We start from the raw sequence: 22,240 nt of genomic DNA on the forward strand, positions 1-22,240 counted from the left end.
CAGGCCCGTTCTTCACCGGGCCCGGGACAACCTCAGGCCCTCAGCAGGATCAGGGCCATGTGGTGCACGTCATGCCCTGGCTTGGCCAGCGCATCGACGATGCTGAAGTGGTTCAGGCCTTCCTGCACCTGGCAGCGCGGCACGGCGTGCGAGCCCCAGGCGTCCTGCACCAGCCGCGCTTGGCGGATGAACTCCGGGCTCTCATCGCCGCCCACGGCGCAGTACAGCATGCCCTGACCGGGTGCCTGCAGGCGTGCCGGGCTGTACTGCAGCACCTGCTGTTCCGTGAGCTTGAGTGTTTCCTGCAGGAAGGGCGTGTGCATCAGCGGATCGAGGTCGTGCAGGCCCGAGACCGACAGGGCACTGCGCACCGCGCCATCGGGCAGGTTGCCGATCAGGGGCCAGACGCTGGTGAGCAGCATGGCCGCCAGTTGCCCGCCCGCCGAATGCCCGGCCACCGTGATGCGGTGCGGGTCACCGCCATAGCGCCCGATGTTCTGCCAGATCCAGGCGATGGCCTTTTCCATCTGCCGCATGATCTGGGGAATGCCGACCGGTGCCTCGGGCGTGCCGGGGCACAGCGCATAGTTGACCACCACCACGCAGACGCCTTCGCGGTTGAAGGCCGGCGCGATGAAGGAATGGTCCGACTTGTCGAGCGCGCGCCAGTAACCGCCGTGGATGAACACCAGCACCGGAGCCCCCTTGCCGGAGCCGGGCGGCAGTTGGGTGGTGGGAAAGATATCCAGGGTCTCGCGCGTGCCCTTGCCATAGGCCAGGTCCGCCACGCAGGGGTGGTCGGCCCGCACCTGGGCCGATTCCTGGGCCCAGCGGGCGAAGTAGTTCACGTGCTCGGGTACCAGCGCCCGGTTGTTGTACATCAGCTCGAGCCAGGCGGGGTCGTGCGGTGTTTTGGTGTCCAGGGCCATGGGTTTGTTCTCCTCGTTACATCATCCCGGCAAGTGGCGCTGACTGCAAGCCCGATGACAGGCTGGCAGCGCAAAAACCGCCGATGATGGCGCCAGAGACAAGCACACCAGGAGACAGAAACCATGCACAACACCCCTCCCCTGCGCACCACCGTCCTGGGCATCGGCATGATGGGCGCGCCCATGGCGCGCCGGCTGCGCGCTGCCGGTCACGAGGTCCATGCCTGGAACCGCACGCGCGAGGCGGCCGAACCGCTTGCCGCCTCCGGCATCACCGTCCACACGGACGTGCGCGCTGCCGTGGCCGGCGCCGATGTAGTGATCAGCCTGCTCGCCAACGGCCCCGTGGTGGGCCAGGTGCTGTTCGAACTGGGCGCGGCGCAGGCCCTGCGCCGGGATGCGCTGTTCATCGACATGGCCTCCATCCAGCCGCGCGAGGCGCGCGACCATGCAGCGCGCCTGGGCGAGATGGGCATCGCCCACCTCGATGCTCCGGTCTCCGGCGGCACCGTGGGCGCCGAGAACGGCACCCTGGCCATCATGGCCGGCGGACGGCCCGAGGACTATGCGCGCGCCCTGCCCATCTTTGCCGCCTTTGGCCGGGCCACCCACGTCGGCCCGCACGGCGCGGGCCAGCTCGCCAAGCTGGCCAACCAGATGATCGTGGGCATCACCATCGGCGCCGTGGCCGAGGCGCTGCTGTTCGCCGCCAAGGGCGGGGCCGACATGGCCAAGGTGCGCGAGGCCATCGGCGGCGGCTTTGCCGACAGCCGCATCCTGCAACTGCATGGCCAGCGCATGGTGGAGCGCAACTTTGCCCCCCAGGGCCGCATGACGGTGCAGCTCAAGGACATGCGCAACGCCCTGGCCACGGCCGGCGAGATCGGCTTCGACGCGCCCATCACGGCACTCTTCGAGGCGCTGTACGCCGAGGGCGTGGAGCATGGCCTGGGTGAGCTGGACCACAGTGGGCTGTTCGTGGAACTGGCCAGCCGCAATGCGATGCAATGAAGATTTTTTTGCCGCGACTTGCCAACCCTGAAAAAACTAGTGCATAATTCGAGGCTCTGCAGCAACGCAGACAGATCATTAAAAGATTTGGGTTCTTAGCTCAGTTGGTAGAGCAGCGGACTCTTAATCCGTAGGTCGAGTGTTCGAGTCACTCAGGACCCACCAAATCTAAGCCGCAAGGCACACAAGGCCGATACTGCTCACGTGGTATCGGCTTTTTTGTTGGCGCCGCAGTCGATCAGTGGATGGCACCCGCGCCTCCCCAGGGCTTGCCCTCCCCCTTGTTTTTGCACACCACCGGTCTTCGCACTCGGGTCATCTGGATGCGCGCGCACCGCCTGCGCATCCGGCGTGCGAAAACCCCCCGCCCCTGTTCCCGACAAAAGCCAGCGTGAATTTGGCGCGACAGATTTTTTGCGCGGAAATTGCATCCAGCAAGCACTTTCCCGCGTACCCATGCGCAAGGCCCTCAATGCGTCCGCGTTAATTGCAAACTAGTGTCTTCCGGTATTTCATAGTCAAAATGTATCGATACACTTTGTCATACAGATGACATCGTCGGCAGGCAAGTCGCGGGCGTCTCCACCACCCAACCGCCAGAACCCTTCAAAGCCCCGTGAATTCTCGACACACCACCCGAACAGTTCCCTTGCTGGCTGCGCTGATGGCCCTGGGCCTGGTTTCTGCGCCCCTTCCCACGGCCAACGCCCAGACGGCGCCCGCCAAGGAATCGACCGCCAGGGAGCGGGCCAAGGCCCGCGCGGCCCGCAACACAGCCACGGTGCCCGACAGCCCCGCGACGGCCGCGGCGGCAGAGCCCACCGCACCCGCCCTGCCCCTGCGCCAGTGGAAGACCAGCCTCAAGGACCTGGGCCTGGCGCGCCCCATATCCCTGCGCGGCGTGGAGAGCGAAGCCAGTGTCGGCGTGGGTGTGCGGCGCGACGAAGTGGTGGAGGCCGCCCGGCTGCGCCTGACCTTCACGCTGTCGCCGGCGCTGATCCCGAACCTGTCGCACCTCAAGCTCATCCTCAACGACGAGACGCTGCAGACCATCGTGCTCGACAAGGAGCGCCTGGGCACGCCACAGACGGTCGAACTCACCATCGACCCGCGCTACTTCACCGACTACAACCGCTTTCGCTTCCAGTTCATCGGCCACTACACGATGGAGTGCGAGGCGCCCAACCATTCGAGCCTGTGGGCCACCATCAGCAACGAGAGCCAGCTGGAGCTGTCGCTGCGCCAGATCCCGCTGCGCGACGACCTGGCCCTGCTGCCCGCGCCGTTCTTCGACCCGCGCGACAACCGGCCGGTGAACCTGCCTTTCGTGTACGGCGCCAAGCCCAGCACCGGCACGCTCAAGGCATCGGGCTCGATTGCCAGCTGGATCGGCATGCTCGCCGGCTACCGCGGCAACCAGTTCCCGGTGTTCGAGAACCAGCTGCCACGCCAGCACGCCGTGGTGCTGGCCACCAACGACAACCGCCCCGCCTTCCTGCAGGCGATGGCACCGGTCACCGAGCCTACGCTCTCCGTCGTGCCCCACCCCGAGGTGCCCGGTGCCAAGCTGCTGCTGGTGCTGGGCAAGGACGATGCACAGGTGCAGATGGCCGCCGATGCGCTGGCCCTGGGCAAGGCCGTGCTGTCGGGGCAGACCATCGCCGTCAAATCGCTCGACTACCCCGACCTGGCCAAGCCCTACGATGCCCCGCGCTGGATCACCACCAAGCGCCCCGTGCGCCTGGCCGAACTGGTGCAGAGCGCAGCCGACCTGCAGCTGCGCGGCTCGGTGCTCAATGACACGGTGAATGTCTATACGCGCATGGCGCCCGACCTGTTCACCTGGAACGCCAAGGGCGTGCCGCTGGACCTGACCTACCGCTACACGCCCAACAGCGTGTCGGACCACGGCGCGCTGAACATCTCGATCAACAACCAGTTCATCCAGTCCTACCCGCTGCAGTCGCGCGAAGACCGCACCAGCGGCAAGAGCACGGTGATGCTGCCGCTGTTCGATGACGGCAACGCCCAGACGCGTTCGGACCTGAAGATCCCGGCCTTCATGATCGGCGGCGACAACCAGCTGCAGTTCGCCTTCCAGATCCCGCCCAACGACCTGGGTCGCTGCCGCTCGGCGCCGCCCACGGAGCTGTACGCGGCCATCGACCCGCAGTCGACCATCGACCTCACGGCCTTCCGCCACTACCTGGCCATGCCCAATCTGGCGGCCTATGCCAACAGCGGCTTCCCCTTCACGCGGGTGCCCGACCTGGCGCAGACCTCCATCATCCTGCCCAACCAGCCGACCACCGCGGACGTGGAGGTCTTCCTCACCGCCGTGGGCCGCATGAGCGCCTCCACCGGCTATCCCGGCACGCGCTTCAAGCTGCTGCGCGCGGCCGAGGCCGACAAGGCCGCCGACACCGACATCCTCGTGATCTCCCAGGCCGACAGCGATGGCCTGCTGCAGAAGTGGCAGAGCCACCTGCCGGCCCTGCTGGCTGCCGGCGCGCGCTCCGTGCAGCCGCTGGAGCGTGCCATGGGTTCCTTCATCGACCTGTTCAACCTCGAGTCCAACCAGCGCCTGTCGGCCTCGGGCGGCCAGGCCATCCTGCAGGGCAATGGCCCGCTGGCCGCCGTCACGGGCTTCGAGTCCCCGCTCTCGGCCGGGCGCAGCGTGGTGGCCCTCACGGCCACCGACAAGGAGGCCATGGCCCTCCTGAGCCTGGGCCTCAACGATGCGGGCAAGATCAAGAGCCTGCGCGGCGACCTGGGACTGATGCGCGGCGACGCCATCGAGAGCTTTCGCATCAAGCCGGTGTACTACGTGGGCGACCTGCCCTGGTGGCAGCGCCTGTGGTTCCACATGCACAGCCACCCGCTGCTGCTGGCCCTGGTGGGCATCGGCACCGGCCTGCTGCTGACCTTCATCGTCTATGCCGCGCTGCGCAGCATGGCCCGGCGCCGACTGGCGGCACGCAATGACTGATTTCCTTCGACGCCGCACCGCGCTGCAGGCCGGTGCCAGTGCAGCCCTGCTGTTGTCCGGCCTGCCGGCCGCCCGGGCCCAACAGGCCGCCCCCGGCCGCGCGGTCTGGCCCGCCTGGGATGTGTTCAAGGCCCAGTTCATCAACGAAGGCGGCCGCGTGGTCTCCGATGACGATGGGGGGGGCCAGACCTATTCCGAAGGCCAGGGCTATGCGCTGTTCTTCGCCCTGGTGGCCAACGACCGCCCGATGTTCGACAAGCTGCTGCGCTGGACCGAGAACAACCTGTGCGCCGGCGACATGACGGCGCGCCTGCCCGCCTGGCTCTGGGGCAAGCGCCCCGATGGCACCTGGGGCGTGATCGACGCCAACGCCGCCTCCGACGCCGACCTGTGGATCGCCTACGCCCTGGGCGAAGCCGGCCGCCTGTGGAACGAGCGCAGCTACCGCGCCCTGTCGGCCCTGCTGGCCGCGCGCGTGCTGCGCGAAGAGACCGCCGACATCCCCGGCCTGGGCCCCACCCTGCTGCCCGCGCCCAAGGGCTTCGTGCAGCCCAATGGACGCTGGCGCCTGAACCCGAGCTACATGCCCATGCACCTGATGCACTGGCTGGCCGCGGGCGACGCCGACCCGCAGTGGAAGCTGCTGGTGGACAGCTCGCTCAAGGTCATCCGCGGTTCGTCGCCCAAGGGCTTCACGCCCGACTGGACGGTGTACGACGCCAAGCAGGGCTTCCTCGTCGACACCGAGGGCAAGGAAAAAGGCCAGGGCACCTACAACGCCATCCGCGTCTACCTGTGGGCCGGCATGGTGCATGCCGACGCGCCGGGCCGCAGGGCGCTGCTCGACACCCTGGCGCCCATGGCCCGCTACGTGCGCGAGCAGGGCTATCCGCCCGAATCCATCGACATCCTGACCGGGCAGGCCTCGGGGCCGGCGCCCTCGGGCTTTTCGGCCGCTATGCTGCCCTTCCTGCGCGCCGCGGGCGACGACAAGGCCCTGCAAGCCCAGCGCATGCGCCTGGAGGCCCGCCCCCTGCGGCCCACGGCCTACTACGAACAGGTGCTGGCCCTCTTCGGCCAGGGCGCATTCGATGGCCAGTACCGATTCACGGCGACGGGCCAGCTCATTGCGCGGTGGAAACCGTGACCCCAATGCCCCGCCGGACCCGCCAGTGGCTGCCCTCGCTCACCTTGCTGGCCGCCGCCTGCCTTCCGGCCAGCCACGGCGTGCTGGCCAGTGCGCCGCCCGCCATCGAGGCTGAGCTGCTCAGCGGCGCACGCCTGTGGGCGTCCAAGAACCGCCCCGACATGGCGCGCCAACTGGTCGACAAGCTGCTGGCCATGGACCCCTACTCCCCCCAGGGCCTGGGCACCCTCGGTGACCTGGCGCTGCGCGAAAAGAAGACCGACGAGGCCAAGCGCATCCTGGAGACGCTGCGCACCCGCCACCCCCAGAACAAGGTGACCCAGGAACTCGAGACCCTGGTGCGCGTGTACGGCCCCGACCGCGAAAAGCTCTCGCAGATGCGGCTGATGGCGCGTGCCGGCCGCAAGGCCGAGGCCGCCGACCTGGCACGCGAGCTGTTTCCCGCCGGCCCGCCCGAACTCGGCGGCCTGGCCCTCGAATACCACCAGATCCTGGGCTCAGGCGCCAAGGGCGGCGGCGATTCCGCACGCCAGCTGGGCAAGCTCTACCAGGACACGGGCGAGTCGCGCTACCGCCTGGCGCAGCTCGAAATGCGCATGTACGGCGGCGAGAACCCCAGCGCCGTGGTGCAGGAGATCGAGGCGCTTGCCAAGCAGCCCGACGTGAATGCCCAGCAACTGCAGGACCTGTGGCGCCGCGCTGTGGACCGCCTGCCCAACACCGCAGCCAACATGCCGCGCGTGCGCAACTTCCTGCAGCGCTACCCGGGCGACCAGGCCATGGTGGACCGCCTGGCCGCGATGCAGCAGGCCGTCGAACGCGCGGAGCGCGCAGCCCGCGACCCGGCCAACATCGCGCGCAATGCCGCGCGCCTGGCACTCGACCAGGGCAACACCGAGCGCGCCGAAGAGCAACTGCAGACCGTGCTCGCGCTGCGCCCCGGCGACGGCGAGAGCCTGGGCAACCTGGGCATGATCCGCCTGCGCCAGGGCCAGCATGGAGAGGCCCAGGACCTGTTCGGCCAGGCCTTCGCGCTCACCCGCCAGGGCAAGTGGAAGGACCTGCAGGCCACGGCCCGGTTCTGGGGCTACCTGCGCCAGGCCGACGTGGCGCTGGAAAAGAACGAACTGGCCACGGCCGCCGACCTGGCGGTCCGGGCCCTGGCCATGCAGCCGAACAATGCCGAGGCGCTGACGACCCTGGCCAGCATCCGCGACCTGCAGGGCGAGCGCCCCCAGGCCGAAGCCCTGTACCAAAGCGCGATCCAGACCGAGGCCAACAGCAGCTCGGCCTTGAAGGGCCTGGCCGGGCTGTATGCGCGCACGGGCCGCTCGGGCGAAGCCCTGGTACTGCTCGAGAAGGCCTCCGCCAGCGACGCGGCGCTGGGTGAAAAACTGCTGGGCACGCAGGCCGACATCCTCGGTGCCCAGGCCGACGAGCACCTGCAGGCCCAGCGCCTGAGCGCCGCCATGCGCACGCTGGAGTCGGCCGTGCTGCTCACGCCCGACGATGCCTGGCTGCGCCACCGCCTGGCGCGCCTGTACCTGCGGCTGAACCTGCCGCGCGAGGCGCTGAGCGTGATGGACGAAGGCATCGCGCGGCCACCGGCGGCCGGCACGGATCGCAGCGCCATGCACTATGCGCGCGCCCTGGTGCGCTCGGCGGTGGACAACGACGAGGGCGCCCTCGCCGACCTGGCACAGATCCCTGCGGCCGAGCAGACCGATGCCATGCGGGCCCTGGCGCAGCGCTCCACGGTCAAGTCGCTGGTGGCCCAGGGTGGCGCCAGCCGCAGCCCGGCACAGGCCCAGGCCCTGCTCGACAAGGCCGAGCAAGCGGCGGGCAACGATGCCGAGCTGCTGTATTCGGTGGCCAACACCTGGTTCCGCCGCGCGCAATCGGCCCGCGGCGTGGCCGTGTTCGACCGCCTGGCCGCGCGCAGCGCAGCGCTGCCGATGGACGTGCAGCTCGACCATGCCCAGTTGCTCAACCGCGCGCAGGACGACGTGGGCCTGGCCGTCCGCCTGCCCGGCCTGCTGCAGTCGCCCGGCTGGAGCGCCGAGCAGGAGGCGCGGCTCGTCGCCGTGTACACCGCGCACCGCGAGCGGCTCATCGAGCAGCAGCGCCAGGCCGGCCACCTCGGCGAAGCCCTGCGCCTGGCCCGCCAGCCGCTGCAACTGCCCGACACGCCCGCCACCGCCCAGCAGCGCACGCAGACGCAGGCGCGCCTGCTCATGGCTGCTGGCGAGTACGCCGATGCCGCCCAGCTGCTGGCCCCGCTGGCCAAGGCCCAGCCCGACAGCATGGAGGTCCGCATGAACCTGGCGGACGCGCTGTCGCGCCTGGGCGATGCACGCGGCGCCACCGAGCACGCCCAGTGGCTGCAGGACCACCTGCCGGCCACCGACGCCGGCCAGCAACTGGCGCTGCTGCGCATCTGGCAGCGCGCCGGCCGGATGGACGAGGCGCGTGCGCTGTCCGCACGGCTGCTGCAGGACTTTCCGCAGGACAGCGACGTGCTGCTGCATGCGGCGCGGCTTGAGCGCGCAAACCGCAATTACGCGCAGGCGCTGGTGTTCTTTCGCAGCGCGTTGATGCTGGAGACGCGCGCTGCTGCCAGCGCGCCCGCAGAAACCGCCCCCGACCCATCCACGGTGACCGAGCCCCCGCTGGTACTGCAGCAGAGCTATGCGCTCTCGCTGCCCGTGGACACGGCCGTGGTGGCCAAGATCCAGGGCGAGATCGACTCCATCGAAGCGCGCCGCCAGGTGTGGATCGAAGCTGCCCACACGGGCCTGCGCAAGAACTCCACCGATGGCATCTCCAGCCTGCGCGGCTGGGAGCGGCCCGTGGTGGCCTTCATGCCGCGCGGCTACGACGGCCACTACTTCCTGCATGTGGACCGGGTCAAGCTCGATGCCGGCGAGCTGCCGGCCGATGGCTCGGACTTCACGGACTTCGGCCAGATCGCGGCGCTGCCGCCCAATTCGCCCTTGGCCTACCGGCGCCAGCGCGGTACGGGCACCAACCTGGGCTTCGGCTTCGTGGGCGATGACTTCCAGTGGGACATCGGCACCACGGGCGTGGGCTTTCCGGTGACCAACCTGGTGGGGGGCCTCGCCAGGACCGGCGAGCTGGGCCGCTACCGCTACAAGCTCGAAGGGTTCCGCCGTCCGATCACGGGCAGCCTGCTGTCCTATGCCGGCGCGCGCGATCCCATCACCGGCCAGGTCTGGGGCGGTGTGGTGGCCACGGGTGCCTCCGGGCGCCTGTCGACCGACTTCGGCCCCTACAGCAGCTCGGTGAGCCTGAACCTCGCGGCCCTCACGGGCAAGAGCGTGGAAACCAACACCCGTGCCCAGCTGCGCGTGGCCGTGGACCGCGACGTCTGGAAGGGCGACACCAGCGTGGTCAACATGGGCGTGACCTTTTCGGCCTGGCACTACGGCAAGGACCTGTCGGAGTACAGCTTCGGCCATGGCGGCTACTACAGCCCGCGCAGCTACGCGTCCATCGCACTGCCCCTCGAGTGGAGTGGGCGCAAGGGCGCACTCACCTGGCTGGCGCGGGGTGCCATCTCGGTCTCGCGCAGCAGCAGCGCCGACACCGACTACTTCCCGCAGAACGCGCTGCTGCAATCGCTGGCGCGCGCGCGCCTGGCCGAAAGCAGCAGCGTGCCGGTGTACACGGGCAGCTCGGGCTCGGGCTTTGGCCGCTCGTTCCGCGGCGCACTGGAGTACCAGGTCACCAAAAACCTCGCCCTGGGTGCCCAGCTGGAGCTGGACCGCTCGGCCTACTACGCACCCACCAACCTCATGGTCTACGGCCGCTACCGTTTCGACCCGGTGCTCGCGCCGCTGGAAAACCGCCCGCGTCCGGTGCAGCCCTATTCGAGTTTCTGACATGTCCTCCGCTTCCTCTTCCCCGCGCAAGGGCGCACCACCCACAGGGCTGGCGCGCTCCGCCCTGCGCTGGCTGCGGCCCGCGGCCCGCAAGGATGCGGCCGCCAGCGCCACGCCGACACGCATCGGCATCGAAGGCCTGCCCGAAGGGGTGGGCCAGTTGCCTGCGCATGTGCCGGTGTCCCTGGTGGCTGCCGACGACAGCAGTGCCGCACGGTGGTTCCCGGCCCTGATCGAAGACGCTGTCGCGGCCGGCCCGGTGGCCCTGGTCGCTTCGAGCGCGCCGTGGGCCGACGGGCTGCTGCAGCGCCCCGCACTGCAGGCGGCCTACCGTGCCGGACGCCTGCGGCTGTGGCTGCTCTCCCCCGGCCTGCAATCCGAGGTGCGGCGCCATGGCCTGCCCCCCCTGGTGGAAGAACTCGAGCGCACCGGCCTGCAGCCCGGACACGCGCTGTACCTCTGCGATGCCCAGGGCCTTCTGACAGGCCTGAGCGTGGCCGAGCTGGCGCGGGTGAGCCGCCAGCTCAGCGCCCTGTGCCGCGAGCGCCTGCGCCCGGTGGTGCTGGGCTTCTTCCCGCCGCTTGCGCCCGAGGTGCTGCTGCCCGCGCTGCGCAACCTGTGCCAGATGTCCATGCACATCGCCACCTTGCGCACCGAGGCCGACCGCTGGAGCCTGGGCCTGGAACGCTGGAACACGGAGGCCGGCGCCCTCTTCCAGACCGCCTTCGGCCTGCTGCACGATGGCGCGTCGGACCGCCTGGCGGCCGATGGCACCCGCACCCGGGGCGCCGTGCGCGAACTGGTCGAGGCCGTGGACCAGTCGGAGGTGATCGCCACGCGTGCCTCGGTCGATGGCCAGCGCGGCGTGCCCGGCCACTGGCGCATCGTGGACAGCCTGGCCGACATGGAGGTGGCCGCCGCCGCGAGCGTGGCCGCCACGGTGCTGATCGACGCAGGCCAGGCATCGGACTTCGAGGCGCGTGCGCGCCTGGTGCACCAGCTGCGCCTGTCGCGCCCGCTCACGCTCAAGATCGTGGTGCGCGAGAACCTGGGCAAGCTGCGCACGCACAGCGAGCAGGCCCTGCTGCAACTGGGTGCGAGCGCCGTGGTCTACAAGGAAGTGGGCTTCTCCCGGCTGCTGCAACTGCTGCAGGACATCAACGCCCAGAGCCACACCCGCAAGGTACACCCCGACTACGAGGAAGCGCTGGACAGTTTCATGCCCACGCGCGAGCGTGGCTACCAGCCACCGGCCCAGTTCTGCGCCCTGGTGCGCGGCATGCTGGACCGGACCCACGGCATCGGCCTGTCGCACAGCCTGGTGCGGTTGAACGTGCTGGCGCAGATCCCGCACCTCGATGCCCTGCGCGCCTGCCACACCTCGCGCGACGGCGACCTGCTCACCGCCGACCACGAAAGCGTCTACGTCTTCCTGTTCGCCTGCCGCGAGCCCGACGTCGAGCTGGCGCTGCACCGACTGTTCACGCTGCCCCTGACCCAGTTGTTCGCCAGCGAAGCCACGGACAGCACGGACACCGGCATCCGCGCCATGGTGGCCCCCCTGCAGGAATCGCTGCGCAAGGGCCTGCCCGACTACAGCGCCGCCCTCGCTGGCAGCCCCCGGCCCGCCGCTGCGCAGGCCGCGGCCCGCGCCGTGCCGGTGGCCGCCCCGGCCCTGGCAGACCTGCCGGCCCTGCCGCCTGCGCCCGGCCTGGCACCCGAGGTGGCCGGCACCGAACCCCGTCCGCTGCTTCCCGTGGCCGCCGGACCTGGCGTGCAGCACCGGCCCATTGCGCGGCGTGCCGTGCCGCGCCCCTCACCGAGGTCGATGGCATGAAGATCCTGATCGAGTTGCTGCTCTACACCGTGCTGGGCGCCCTGCTGGCCTGGCCCTGCTGGCTGGTGCTGCGCCGCCTGCGGCACGCGCACCGGCCGCTGCGCTGCGTGCAGCCCTACCGCCCCGCGCTGCCGCCGCCTGGCGCAGCGACCCCGCCATCCGCGGAATGACCGAACAAATGAAGAGAGATCCTGCATGCGTGTGATTGCCGTCGTATCGCCGCTCGGTGGATCGGGGCGAACCACCCTGACCGCCCATCTGGCCACGCTCCTGGCGCGCCAGGGCCAGTCCTGTCTGGCGGTGGAACTGTGCGCCCAGAACCTGCTGGGCATGCACCTGGGCATGCAGGAGCCCAGCGCCCTGGGCTGGGTCCCCCTGGCGGCGGCAGGCCAGTGGTGGGCCGACGCCGGTTTCGACAACACGGACGGCGTCAGCGTGCTGCCCTTCGGCAAGGCGACGCCGGAGGCCATCGACACCCTGCACCGGCAACTGCAGGCGCAGCCGCGCTGGCTGCAGGACCAACTGGAGCTGCTCGACGTGCCCGATGCCTGCACCGTGGTGCTGGACACGCCGGCCTGGCCATCGCCCCTGGCGCGGGCTGCGCTGCGCTGCGCCGATGCCGTGCTGGTGACGCTGGAGGCCTCTGCCCGCGCCTGCGCCGACCCCGCAGGATTGCAGGCCATGCTGCACGAGGCTGCAGCGGCACCGGCCGACCAGGGCGTGCTGGTGACGCGCTTCGACCCACGCCGGATCTCGCACCGCGATGCCTTGCAGACACTGCGCCAGCAATGGGGCGAGCGGCTGATTCCCTATACGCTGCACGAAGACGAGAACATCCCGCGCGCGCTCGCACGCGGCATGTGCGTAGGCAGCTTCGCGCCCCAGGCGCAGTCGGCCCATGACCTGCAGGGCGTGTGCAACTGGCTCACCGGCCAGCGCCAGGCCCCCCTGTCGATGCTGGTGGCTGGAGCAAGCCGGCCATGACAGTGCAAGCAGGTACCAGCGTGGCCCCGCCCGCCGAACCCGCCACGGCGCAGGGCGCCCGCGCACGGCTGCGCCTGGCCTGGCTATGGCTGGCGCGCCAGCTCGAAGTGGCCCCTGGCGCGCCCTGGTGGATGTGGCTGTGGCGCTGCATCGTGCTGCCCGCCACGCCGGACCGCGCCCTGCTGCCCTGGCTGCTCCAGCCGGTGCACTGGCTTTTTGCGGGCCTTGCCTTCGTGCTGCGCTGGGGCTGGAAGGGCCTGGCGCTGCTGCTGACCGCCGTGTTCTGGCCGATCCGGCTGTTCCTGCGCGCCATGGACCGGCTGGCCACCCACGTGAATGTGGAAAAAGGCATGCGCCTGGCCGACCGGGTGCTGTCGCCCGCCCTGGAGATCCCCGGACTGCGCTGGGCCGTGCTGGCCGTGGGCATGCTCGCCGGCCTGGTGGTGATGACCACGCCCTTCAACTGGTTCGGACAGACCCTGTTCATGCTGCTGTGCTGGGGCCTGTCGCTGGTGCTGCGTCGCCTGCCCGGGCGCTACCCGTCGCTGGCCCTCGCCGCCATCAGCCTGCTGGCCATGGGCCGCTACGCCTGGTGGCGCGTGACCTCGTCCATCGAGTTCGACTCGGTCATCGAGGCCTTCCTGGGCTACGGCCTGCTCGCGGCCGAGGCCTACACCTGGCTGGTGGTGGTGCTGGGCTTCATCCAGACCGCCTGGCCGCTGCAGCGCCGCCCGGCCGCACTGCAGGGCATGCCGGCCTCGTGGCCCACGGTGGACGTGTACATCCCCACCTACAACGAGCCGCTGAGCGTGGTGCGCACCACGGTGCTGGCCGCCATGGCGCTGGAATGGCCCGAGGACAAGGTCAAGGTCTTCATCCTGGACGATGGCCGGCGCGAGGAATTTCGCGCCTTCGCCGAGTCCATGGGCGTGGGCTACATCGTGCGCCCCGACAACAACCATGCCAAGGCCGGCAACCTGAACCACGCACTCGCCAAGACCGACGGCGACCTGGTCGCCATCTTCGACTGCGACCACATCCCCACGCGCTCCTTCCTGACCACGGCCGTGGGCTGGTTCCAGCGCGATCCGAAGTGCGCCATGCTGCAGACGCCGCACCACTTCTTCTCGCCCGACCCGTTCGAGCGCAACCTGGGCACCTTCCGCCGCGTGCCCAACGAGGGCGCGCTGTTCTACGGCCTGATCCAGGACGGCAACGATTTCTGGAACGCCACCTTCTTCTGCGGCTCCTGTGCCGTGATCCGCCGCGGCCCGCTGATGGAAGTGGGCGGCATCGCCGTGGAGACGGTGACCGAGGATGCTCACACCGCCCTCAAGCTGCACCGCCGCGGCTATACCACGGCCTACATCAACGAGACCCAGGCCGCCGGCCTGGCCACCGAGAGCCTGTCGGCCCATGTGGGCCAGCGCATCCGCTGGGCGCGCGGCATGGCGCAGATCTTCCGCGTGGACAACCCGTTCCTGGGCAAGGGCCTCACGCTGTGGCAGCGCATCTGCTATGCCAACGCCATGGTGCATTTCTTCTTCGGGCTGCCACGGCTGGTGTTCCTCACCGCGCCCATGGCCTTCCTGTTCTTCGAGTGGCACATCATCAACGCGGGCGCCATCATGATCGCGCTGTACGTGCTGCCCTACATCCTGCAATCGAACATTGCCAACGCCCACGTGCAGGGCGAGCACCGCCACACCTTCTGGGCCGAGGTCTACGAGACGGTGCTGGCCTGGTACGTGGCCCTGCCCACCACGGTGGCGCTGATCAACCCGCGCCTGGGCAAGTTCAATGTCACGGCCAAGGGCGGGCTGGTGGAGCAGCCGTACTTCGACTGGGTGATCTCGCGCCCCTACACGGTGCTGGTGCTGCTGAATTTCGCGGCCTTCGGCATGGGGATCGGGCGCCTGTTCTTCTGGAACACCGAGGAGACCGCTACCGTGCTCTTGAACCTGCTGTGGACCACCTACAGCATCCTGATGCTGGGCGCCGCGCTGGGCGTGGCCTCCGAGGCGCGCCAGGTGCGCCGCATGCACCGCGTAGCCACCCAGTTGCAGGCCACGCTGTACCAGGACGATGGCAGCGTGCTGCAGGCGGTGTGCATCGACTTCTCGATGACGGGCCTGGGCCTGCAGCTGCCGGGCGGCACACCGCTGACCGTGGGCGACAGGGTCCAGGTGGGCCTGTGGCGCGGCGACACCGAGTGCACCTTCCCTGCCACCATCATGCTGCACCGGGGCCAGGGCGCCACGGGCCTGCAATTCGACCCCATGACCCGCGAACAACAGATCGACCTGGTGCAATGCACCTTCGCGCGCCCGGACACCTGGCGCGAATGGAACGACAGCCACGACACCGACCGCCCCCTGCACGGCCTGCAGGAGATCGCCCAGCTGGGCGTGCTGGGCTACCGCAAGTTCTGGGAATCACTGCTCGAAGCCGCACGGGCGCGCTGGCCGCTGGGCCGCCAGCGCGGGCAACAAGGGCTGCGCGCATGAGCTACTGGAACCTGTATTTCCTGGTCAAGGTCGGCCTGCATTTCACGGGCTACATCGGCTTCAGCTGGTGGCTGAACCTGCTGCTGTGGCTGGCCCTGCTGCCACCCATCGCGCACCCACTGCTGCGGCGCACGCGCGCCGTGCTGGCCTGGCCCGCGGCCATCGCCCTGCTGTACTACGACTCCTACCTGCCCACGCTGGAGCGGGTGCTCTCCCAGCTCAAGGCCCTCGCCGGCTTCAGCGCCGACTACTGGCTGGAGCTGGCCGGGCGCCTGGTGAGCCCGGCGGCCCTGGTGCTGGCCATCGCCGGCCTGTTCCTGTACGGCGCGCTGGCGCGCCGCGTGCGCTTTGCCACCTTCGCCCTGGTCGGCATCCTGAGCGTGCCGTTGGTGGCTGCGATCCAGGAACGCAAAGCCGAAGAGAACGCCGCCGGCACGCTGGCCAGCCAGGGTGACGGTACCCAGGCGGCCGATGCCTCGGACCCCGATGCCCTGCTGCAGAAGTTCTACACCAGCGAGGGCCAGAAACGGCTGCAATTCACCCCGGCCGCAGGCGGCACGCCGCCCTTCGACCTCATCCTGCTGCACGTGTGCTCGCTGTCCTGGGACGACATGGAGTTCGTGGGCCAGCGCAACCACCCGCTGCTCCAGCGCTTTGACGTGCTGTTCACCAATTTCAACAGCGCGGCCAGCTACAGCGGCCCGGCGTCGCTGCGGGTGCTGCACGGCTCGTGCGGCCAGACGCCGCACAAGAAGCTCTACGAAGGCATCGATCCGCAGTGCTATGTGTTCCCCAACCTGGAAAAGCTGGGCTACCAGACGGCGGGCCTGCTGAACCACGATGGCGTGTACGAGGAGTTCGCCCACACGCTGGAGCAGCGCGGAGGCCTGGCCGGCAAGCTGCAGCGCAACCAGGATGCGCCGGTGCACATGCAGAACTTCGATGGTTCGCCGATCTACAACGACCATGCCCTGCTCTCGCAGTGGTGGAAGAAGCGCAGCGCCCAGAGCGGCGGCGCACCCGTGGCGCTGTACTACAACACCATCTCGCTGCACGACGGCAACCGCGTGCCGGGCATGAGCTCGCGCAGCAGCCTCGATACCTACAAGCCGCGCCTGGTGCAGCTGATGGCCGACTTCGACAAGTTCATCTCGGAGCTGGAGAGCGCCGGCCGCCCGGTGGTGGTGGTGCTGGTGCCTGAACATGGCGCCTCGCTGCGCGGCGACAAGATCCAGATCTCGGGCATGCGCGAGATCCCCGGCCCGCGCATCACGCTGGTGCCGGCCGGCGTGAAGCTGGTGGGCATGAAGAAGGCCCCCGAGGCAGCAGCGCCCGCCGCGCCGCTGGTGGTGAACCAGCCCATGAGCTATCTGGGCCTGTTCACGCTGCTGGGCGACATGCTGGCCGACAACCCCTACGCGGCAACGGCCCGCCCGCTGGCAGAGCGCCTGCAGGCGCCCGAGACGACGCCCTTCGTTTCGGAGAACGCGGATGTGATCGTGATGCGCAACGCGGCCGGCAAGTTCATGATGAAGTCGGGCAACGGAGAGTGGATCCCCTACGCCTACTGACGTCCCTGGCGCGCCGGCCCAAAAGCCCCAATATGGTGCAAAGATTGCGCTGGTGCAGTGCCGGAGCCAGCCGCTTCCCGCATAATGGGTCGAAGAGCCCGCCACGCGTCGGGCCTCTGGTTTCTCGCCCACCCGCGGCGCACCCCCACGAACTCCCGGCCTCTCCTGCATGAACCCACAAGCCCACCTGCTCTGGAAAGCACCCCGTTGGGCCCTCGCGGTGTTGCTGGCGGTGCTGGGCATGCTGGGGCCGTTCTCGATCGACACCTACATCCCGGCCTTCTCGGGCATCGCAGCGGCACTGGGTGCGACACCGGTGGAGATGCAGCAGACGCTCTCGGCCTACCTGTTCGGCTTTGCCTTCATGAGCCTGTTCCACGGCGCGCTGGCCGACAGCTTTGGCCGCCGGCCGGTGATCCTGTGGGGCATCGCGGTGTTCACGCTGGCCTCAGCCGGCTGCGCGCTGTCGCAGACCATTGGGCAACTGGTGTTCTTTCGCGCGCTGCAAGGCCTGTCCACCGGCGCGGGCATCGTGGTCTCGCGCGCGGTGATCCGCGACATGTTCCCGCCCGCCCAGGCGCAGAAGGTGATGAGCCAGGTCACGATCTACTTCGGCGTGGCCCCGGCCATCGCACCCATCGTGGGAGGCTGGCTCTTCGTTCACACGGGCTGGCACAGCATCTTCTGGTTCCTGACCCTGGTGGGCGTGGTGCTGTGGACGGCCAACTACCGCTTGCTGCCCGAGACGCTCCACATCGAGCAGCGCCAGCCCTTCAACGTGCGCCACCTGATGCAGGGCTATGTGCAGCTGGGTTCGAGCGCGCGCTTCGTGCTGCTGGCGCTGGCCAGCGGCGTGCCCTTCAACGGCATGTTCCTGTACGTGCTGTCGGCGCCGGCCTTTCTGGGCGACCACCTGTCGCTGGCGCCCACGCAGTTCTACTGGTTCTTCATCCTGACCATCTCGGGCATCATGGGCGGGGCCTGGCTCAGCGGGCGCCTGGCCGGGCGCATCCCACCCAAGCGGCAGATCCGCCATGGCTTTCTGATCATGTTCACGGTGGCGGTGCTCAACCTGGTGGCCAACCTGCTGTTCCCGCCCCACGCCGGGTGGGCGCTGCTGCCGATCGCGGTCTTTGCCTTCGGCTGGGCCCTCATGGTGCCGGTGGTGACCCTGCTGGTGCTGGACCTGTACCCCGAGCGCCGCGGCATGGCCTCGTCGATGCAGGCCTTCGTGGGCTCCACCGCCAACGGCCTGGTGGCCGGGGTCATCGCGCCGCTGGTGATGCATTCGACGGTGTTGCTGGCCCTGTCGTCGCTGCTGATGATGGGCATCGGCATGCTGGCCTGGATCTACCTGCACCACCGCTGGCCCGACATCGGCCGCACCCCGGTCAACCTCTGATCCTGATTTGCCTTCAACCGTAAACGATAGTTGGTTCGCCTTGCCGTGCTACAGCACTGTCTGCGGCTCCCGCCTAGTTCTACGATCGAATGCAAATCAGTATGACCCGGGCAAGCGGCGGCCGTGTCAGGCGCCCGCGTGCCGGCGGTCGCGGTCCTTTTGCTGGTAGTAGCGGTTCTTTTCCGCGTACATGGCCTGGTCGGCGCGGTTGATGGTGGCCTCCACCGCATCGCCGGACTGGCAGCTGGCGATGCCCATGGCCAGGCTCAGGTGCTGGCCGGGGTAGAACTGGTTGTTCAGGTCCAGCATGGAGATGATGCGCTCCTGCAGTGCCAGCGCTCCACGCTCGTCGGTGCCCGGCAGCAGCACGGTGAACTCGTCGCCGCCGATGCGCGCCGCGCAGGCCGGGGCATCCACGGCCTTGGCCAGCACCTCGCCGACCCGGCGCAGCATGGAGTCACCCGCCGCATGGCCCTGCTCGTCGTTGACGACCTTGAGGCCGTTGAGGTCGATGGCGATGACCGACAGCGGCCAGGGCCCCTTGCGCGTGAGCCGGTTGAGCTCTTCGGCATAGAAGGCGCGGTTGCGCAGCTGGGTCAGCACGTCGTGCTTGCCCAGGTATTCAAGGTAGGCCTCGGCCTTCTTGCGCGCGGTTATGTCCACCAGCGACAGCAGCACCAGGCCCCAGTCGTGCCGGTGGCTGTCGAGCACCGAGAACTGCATGTGGATGTTCACTGCGTCGCCCGAGAGCGAATAGTTCACCACCTCGCGCTGCTGGAAGGTCTTGCCCTCCCACAGGTCCTGCAATTGCTCGCCAAAGGATTCGTGCATCTCGCCGCGGAACACGCGGCCGATGCTGTTGAGCAGCATGTCCTTGCTGGAGGCACCGAACATGCGCAGGGTCTGCTGGTTCACGTCGATGACGCGGATCTCCTGCATGCAGCGGCCCACGAAATCAGGGTGTACCTTGAGGAAGGTCTTGAAATCGCCGATGCCCTGGGCGCGCACGCCATCGAGCAGGTTCTTGACGGCGCTGAAATCCTCGACCCACAGCGACACGGGCGAGTGCTCGAACAGATCGCGCGCGTACTGCTCGCTGCGCTGGATGCGCCGCGCATCGTTGAACTGCACGGTGTTGTCTTCGAGCGAGACCAGCACACGGCTCCAGTCGTTCTCGTGGCCTGGCAGGATGCGCGCGCGCACCTGCACGTCCAGGCGCCGGCCATCGAGTGCGTAGTTCACGGTCTGGTTGGCGAATTCGAGCTGTCCATCCCACAGCTGCGCCAGTTCGTGCGACGCGGTGTCGTGCCGGTCATCGCGAAAAACCTTGTCGAGGTTCGCGACCAGGTGCTCCAGGCTGTCGGCGGAGAACAACTCCAGCGTGCGGCGGTTGACTTGCAGCACGCGCAACGCGGCGCTGCACTGGCGCAGGCGGGCCCGGTCCTGGGCCAGATGGGCGCGCAGATCGGTCACTCCTTGCGCGCGCCAGCCGTCGAACAGCTGCTTGAGCTCGCTGAAATCCTCCAGCCACAGCGACACGGGAGTCAGCTCGAACATGTGCTCGTAATCGGCCCCCGAGGATAGAGATGACACCACGACAAATTCCTCCGTGGGCAATTATTGACGACATGGCCCGTGAAAACCGGCCCGGCATGCCATCCCCACGCAAAAAAGGGCTGGCACCTCGCGGTGCCAGCCCTTCTGGGAGATTGATCGGGCCTCAGCCCGGCCGCTCAGCGTGCAGGACGTGCAGGGCGCTTGCGTGCGTCGTGGGCGACGAACGGCTTGGCACCGCCAGCACCGGCTGGCTTGGAAAACGCGGGCTTGCGGGGAGCAAAGTCGCCACGCGGTGCGCCGGCGTCGGCACGGGGGGCAAAGCGCCCCTGGCCGGCATCGCCGAAGCCTGGCTTGCGGCCATAGCCTTCGGCATCGCGGCGCGGAGCGCCACCACCGAAACCACGGTCTTCACGGGGGGCGCCATAGCCGCCACCGCCGTTGCCACCCTGGTAGCCACCTTCACGGCCGCCACTTGGGAAGCCGCCACGGTTGTTGCTCTCATTGCTGCCACGGCCGGCGAAACCGCCACCAAAGCCGCCACCGAAACCACCCCGGTCGTTGCCGCCGCGGTCATTGCCACGCGCAGGGCCATTGAAGCGGCCGCGCGATGGGTTTTCACGGTTGTCGTACGAGCGGCCTGGGCCGCCACGGCCACCACCGAAGTCGCCACCGCGGGGTGCCTGGGGCGCACGCTGGGTGGGCTCCATGCCGGCAACCACTTCCGACTTGAACTGCTGGCGGCTGTAGGCTTCGATGTCGTAGATCTTGCGGCGGTCGCGGAATTCGGCGAACGTCACAGCCAGGCCATCGCGGCCGGCACGACCGGTGCGGCCGATGCGGTGGGTGTAGTCCTCGGCCTTCATGGGCAGGCCGAAGTTGAACACGTGGGTGATCGTGGGCACGTCAATGCCGCGGGCGGCCACATCGGTCGCCACCAGGATTTGCACCTGGCCGGCGCGCAGCGCCATCAGGCGGCGGTTGCGCAGGCCCTGGCTCAGGGCACCGTGCAGTGCCACGGCCGAGAAGCCTTCCTGCTGCAGGTCATTGGCCAGGCCGTCGCACTCCACCTGGGTGCTGGCGAAAACGATGGCCTGGTTGATCGTGGTGTCGCGCAGCCAGTGGTCCAGCAGCTTGCGCTTGTGCTGGGCGTTGTCGGCCCAGTACAGCACCTGCTTGATGTTGGCGTGCTTCTCTTGCGGAGAATCGATGGTCACCTTCTGCACGGACGAACCGCCGTCGTGCATCACGCGCATGGCCAGTTGCTGGATGCGGGGCGCGAAGGTGGCGCTGAACATCATGGTCTGCTTGCGCTGGGCGGTCAGCTGGTTCAGTTCGGCCAGGTCGTCCGAGAAGCCCAGGTCGAGCATGCGGTCGGCTTCGTCGACGACCAGGAACTGCACCTTGTCGAGCTTGATCTGCATCGAGCGCTGCAGGTCCAGCAGGCGGCCCGGGGTGGCGACCACGAGGTCGGCGTTCTGCAGCTTGGCGATCTGCAGCTGGTAAGGCATGCCGCCCACCACGTTGGCCACGCGCAGGCCACGGCAGTGCTTGACCAGGTCGATGGCATCGTGCGCCACCTGCTGGGCCAGTTCACGCGTGGGGCACAGGATCAGGGCGCCGGGGGTGGCGGCCTTGAAGTTGCGCGCGCTGGTGGGGTCCTTGCGCTTGGCGCGCTTGGGAGCGGGTTCGCCACGCTCGGCGGCTTCGGCCACGGCGCGCTCGAAGGCGGCACGTTCTTCGGCTTCGGCAGCGGCTTGCTGGTTGATCAGCGTGTGCAGCACGGGCAGCAGGAAGGCCGCGGTCTTGCCGGAGCCGGTCTGGCTGGAGACCATCAGGTCGATGAACTTCGAGGCATCGCTGCCCATGGCCAGGGGAATGGCCTTGAGTTGCACGCTGGTGGGCTGGGTGTAGCCCAGGTCGGCCACGGCCTGCACGAGTTCAGGGGCCAGGCCCAGTTCCACGAAGCCATTGGGCTCAGCGGTCACGGCGGCGTCGGCTTCAGCGGCAACGGCCACTGCGGCATCCAGGGTGGAGGACTGCACGGAAAGGTCGGCAGCAAAGGAAGTATCGGCAGGCGCGAATTCGCCCTGCACCAAAGAGGTGTCGGTCATGAATTTTTCTCTCACGAAGACGGTCGCGGGCGCAGCCCACGATTGGCTTCGTCAAATGGTTAAAAAACATCAACCATCAAACGAAACCTGCGCTGGCTCGTATAGGCCGGTGCGGGTGGGCGTTATTCGCCAGTCCTGCACTGTCGAAGGACAGTCGGCTGGCAAGCCCGGTGTGTGAGGGGAGATGCACAATCTGCGAGGGATTCCTGCGCAGCCAGCGATTATTGCACGATTAAGGGTTTCCCCGCAATACCCCTCAACTCCGAAAAGCTTGGAGGCCGCACGACCCATCG

13 protein-coding genes and 1 tRNA gene are annotated in these 22,240 nt (G+C 68.7%); 11 read left to right on the plus strand and 3 right to left on the minus strand.

Features of this window, described 5'->3' with window-relative positions; translation table 11 throughout:
• Positions 1-32 precede the first annotated feature (32 nt).
• Positions 33-929 carry an alpha/beta hydrolase gene (locus AC0IZS_RS01980; RefSeq protein WP_471634113.1) on the minus strand — a complete coding sequence of 299 codons (897 nt, stop codon included), beginning with the start codon at positions 927-929 and terminating at the stop codon, positions 33-35.
• A gap of 123 nt (positions 930-1,052) precedes the next feature.
• Between AC0IZS_RS01980 and AC0IZS_RS01985 the strand changes: the two genes are divergently transcribed.
• From AC0IZS_RS01985 to AC0IZS_RS02035, 11 genes are all read left to right on the plus strand, one after another.
• Positions 1,053-1,940 carry an NAD(P)-dependent oxidoreductase gene (locus AC0IZS_RS01985; RefSeq protein ID WP_471634114.1) on the plus strand — a complete coding sequence of 296 codons (888 nt, stop codon included), beginning with the start codon at positions 1,053-1,055 and terminating at the stop codon, positions 1,938-1,940.
• 89 nt (positions 1,941-2,029) lie between these two features.
• Positions 2,030-2,105 (plus strand) — tRNA-Lys (locus tag AC0IZS_RS01990).
• 484 nt (positions 2,106-2,589) lie between these two features.
• Positions 2,590-4,929, plus strand: coding sequence for a cellulose biosynthesis cyclic di-GMP-binding regulatory protein BcsB (bcsB, locus tag AC0IZS_RS01995; RefSeq protein ID WP_471634115.1), 2,340 nt, complete (start codon positions 2,590-2,592; stop codon positions 4,927-4,929).
• Complete coding sequence (gene bcsZ, locus AC0IZS_RS02000) at positions 4,922-6,076, plus strand: cellulose synthase complex periplasmic endoglucanase BcsZ (protein ID WP_471634116.1); 1,155 nt, start codon at positions 4,922-4,924, stop codon at positions 6,074-6,076. The genes bcsB and bcsZ overlap by 8 nt, the downstream gene beginning before the upstream one ends.
• A gap of 5 nt (positions 6,077-6,081) precedes the next feature.
• Positions 6,082-9,978, plus strand: a complete 3,897-nt coding sequence (locus AC0IZS_RS02005; protein WP_471634117.1) for a cellulose synthase subunit BcsC-related outer membrane protein — start codon at positions 6,082-6,084, stop codon at positions 9,976-9,978.
• 1 nt (position 9,979) lies between these two features.
• A complete protein-coding gene (bcsE, locus tag AC0IZS_RS02010; protein ID WP_471634118.1) occupies positions 9,980-11,815 on the plus strand; it encodes a cellulose biosynthesis protein BcsE in 1,836 nt (611 codons plus the stop codon).
• Positions 11,812-11,985 carry a hypothetical protein gene (locus tag AC0IZS_RS02015; RefSeq protein ID WP_471634119.1) on the plus strand — a complete coding sequence of 58 codons (174 nt, stop codon included), beginning with the start codon at positions 11,812-11,814 and terminating at the stop codon, positions 11,983-11,985. The genes bcsE and AC0IZS_RS02015 overlap by 4 nt, the downstream gene beginning before the upstream one ends.
• A gap of 25 nt (positions 11,986-12,010) precedes the next feature.
• Entirely contained in the window at positions 12,011-12,799 is a 789-nt protein-coding gene (gene bcsQ, locus AC0IZS_RS02020) for a cellulose biosynthesis protein BcsQ (RefSeq protein WP_471634120.1), read from the plus strand.
• Positions 12,796-15,306: a UDP-forming cellulose synthase catalytic subunit gene (gene bcsA / locus AC0IZS_RS02025; RefSeq protein ID WP_471634121.1), complete on the plus strand. Its 2,511-nt coding sequence runs from the start codon at positions 12,796-12,798 to the stop codon at positions 15,304-15,306. Before bcsQ ends, bcsA begins: the two co-directional genes overlap by 4 nt.
• A complete protein-coding gene (gene bcsG, locus AC0IZS_RS02030; RefSeq protein ID WP_471634122.1) occupies positions 15,303-16,877 on the plus strand; it encodes a cellulose biosynthesis protein BcsG in 1,575 nt (524 codons plus the stop codon). The genes bcsA and bcsG overlap by 4 nt, the downstream gene beginning before the upstream one ends.
• Positions 16,878-17,046: 169 nt before the next feature.
• Positions 17,047-18,279 carry a multidrug effflux MFS transporter gene (locus tag AC0IZS_RS02035; protein WP_471634123.1) on the plus strand — a complete coding sequence of 411 codons (1,233 nt, stop codon included), beginning with the start codon at positions 17,047-17,049 and terminating at the stop codon, positions 18,277-18,279.
• A 126-nt stretch (positions 18,280-18,405) separates the two neighbouring features.
• On the opposite strand, the gene AC0IZS_RS02040 is transcribed toward AC0IZS_RS02035, so the two are convergent.
• A complete protein-coding gene (locus AC0IZS_RS02040) occupies positions 18,406-19,875 on the minus strand; it encodes a sensor domain-containing diguanylate cyclase (protein WP_471634124.1) in 1,470 nt (489 codons plus the stop codon).
• A 137-nt stretch (positions 19,876-20,012) separates the two neighbouring features.
• Positions 20,013-21,947 carry a DEAD/DEAH box helicase gene (locus AC0IZS_RS02045; protein ID WP_471634125.1) on the minus strand — a complete coding sequence of 645 codons (1,935 nt, stop codon included), beginning with the start codon at positions 21,945-21,947 and terminating at the stop codon, positions 20,013-20,015.
• Positions 21,948-22,240 lie beyond the last annotated feature (293 nt).

This window comes from Acidovorax sp. AC410 (genome assembly GCF_979253235.1).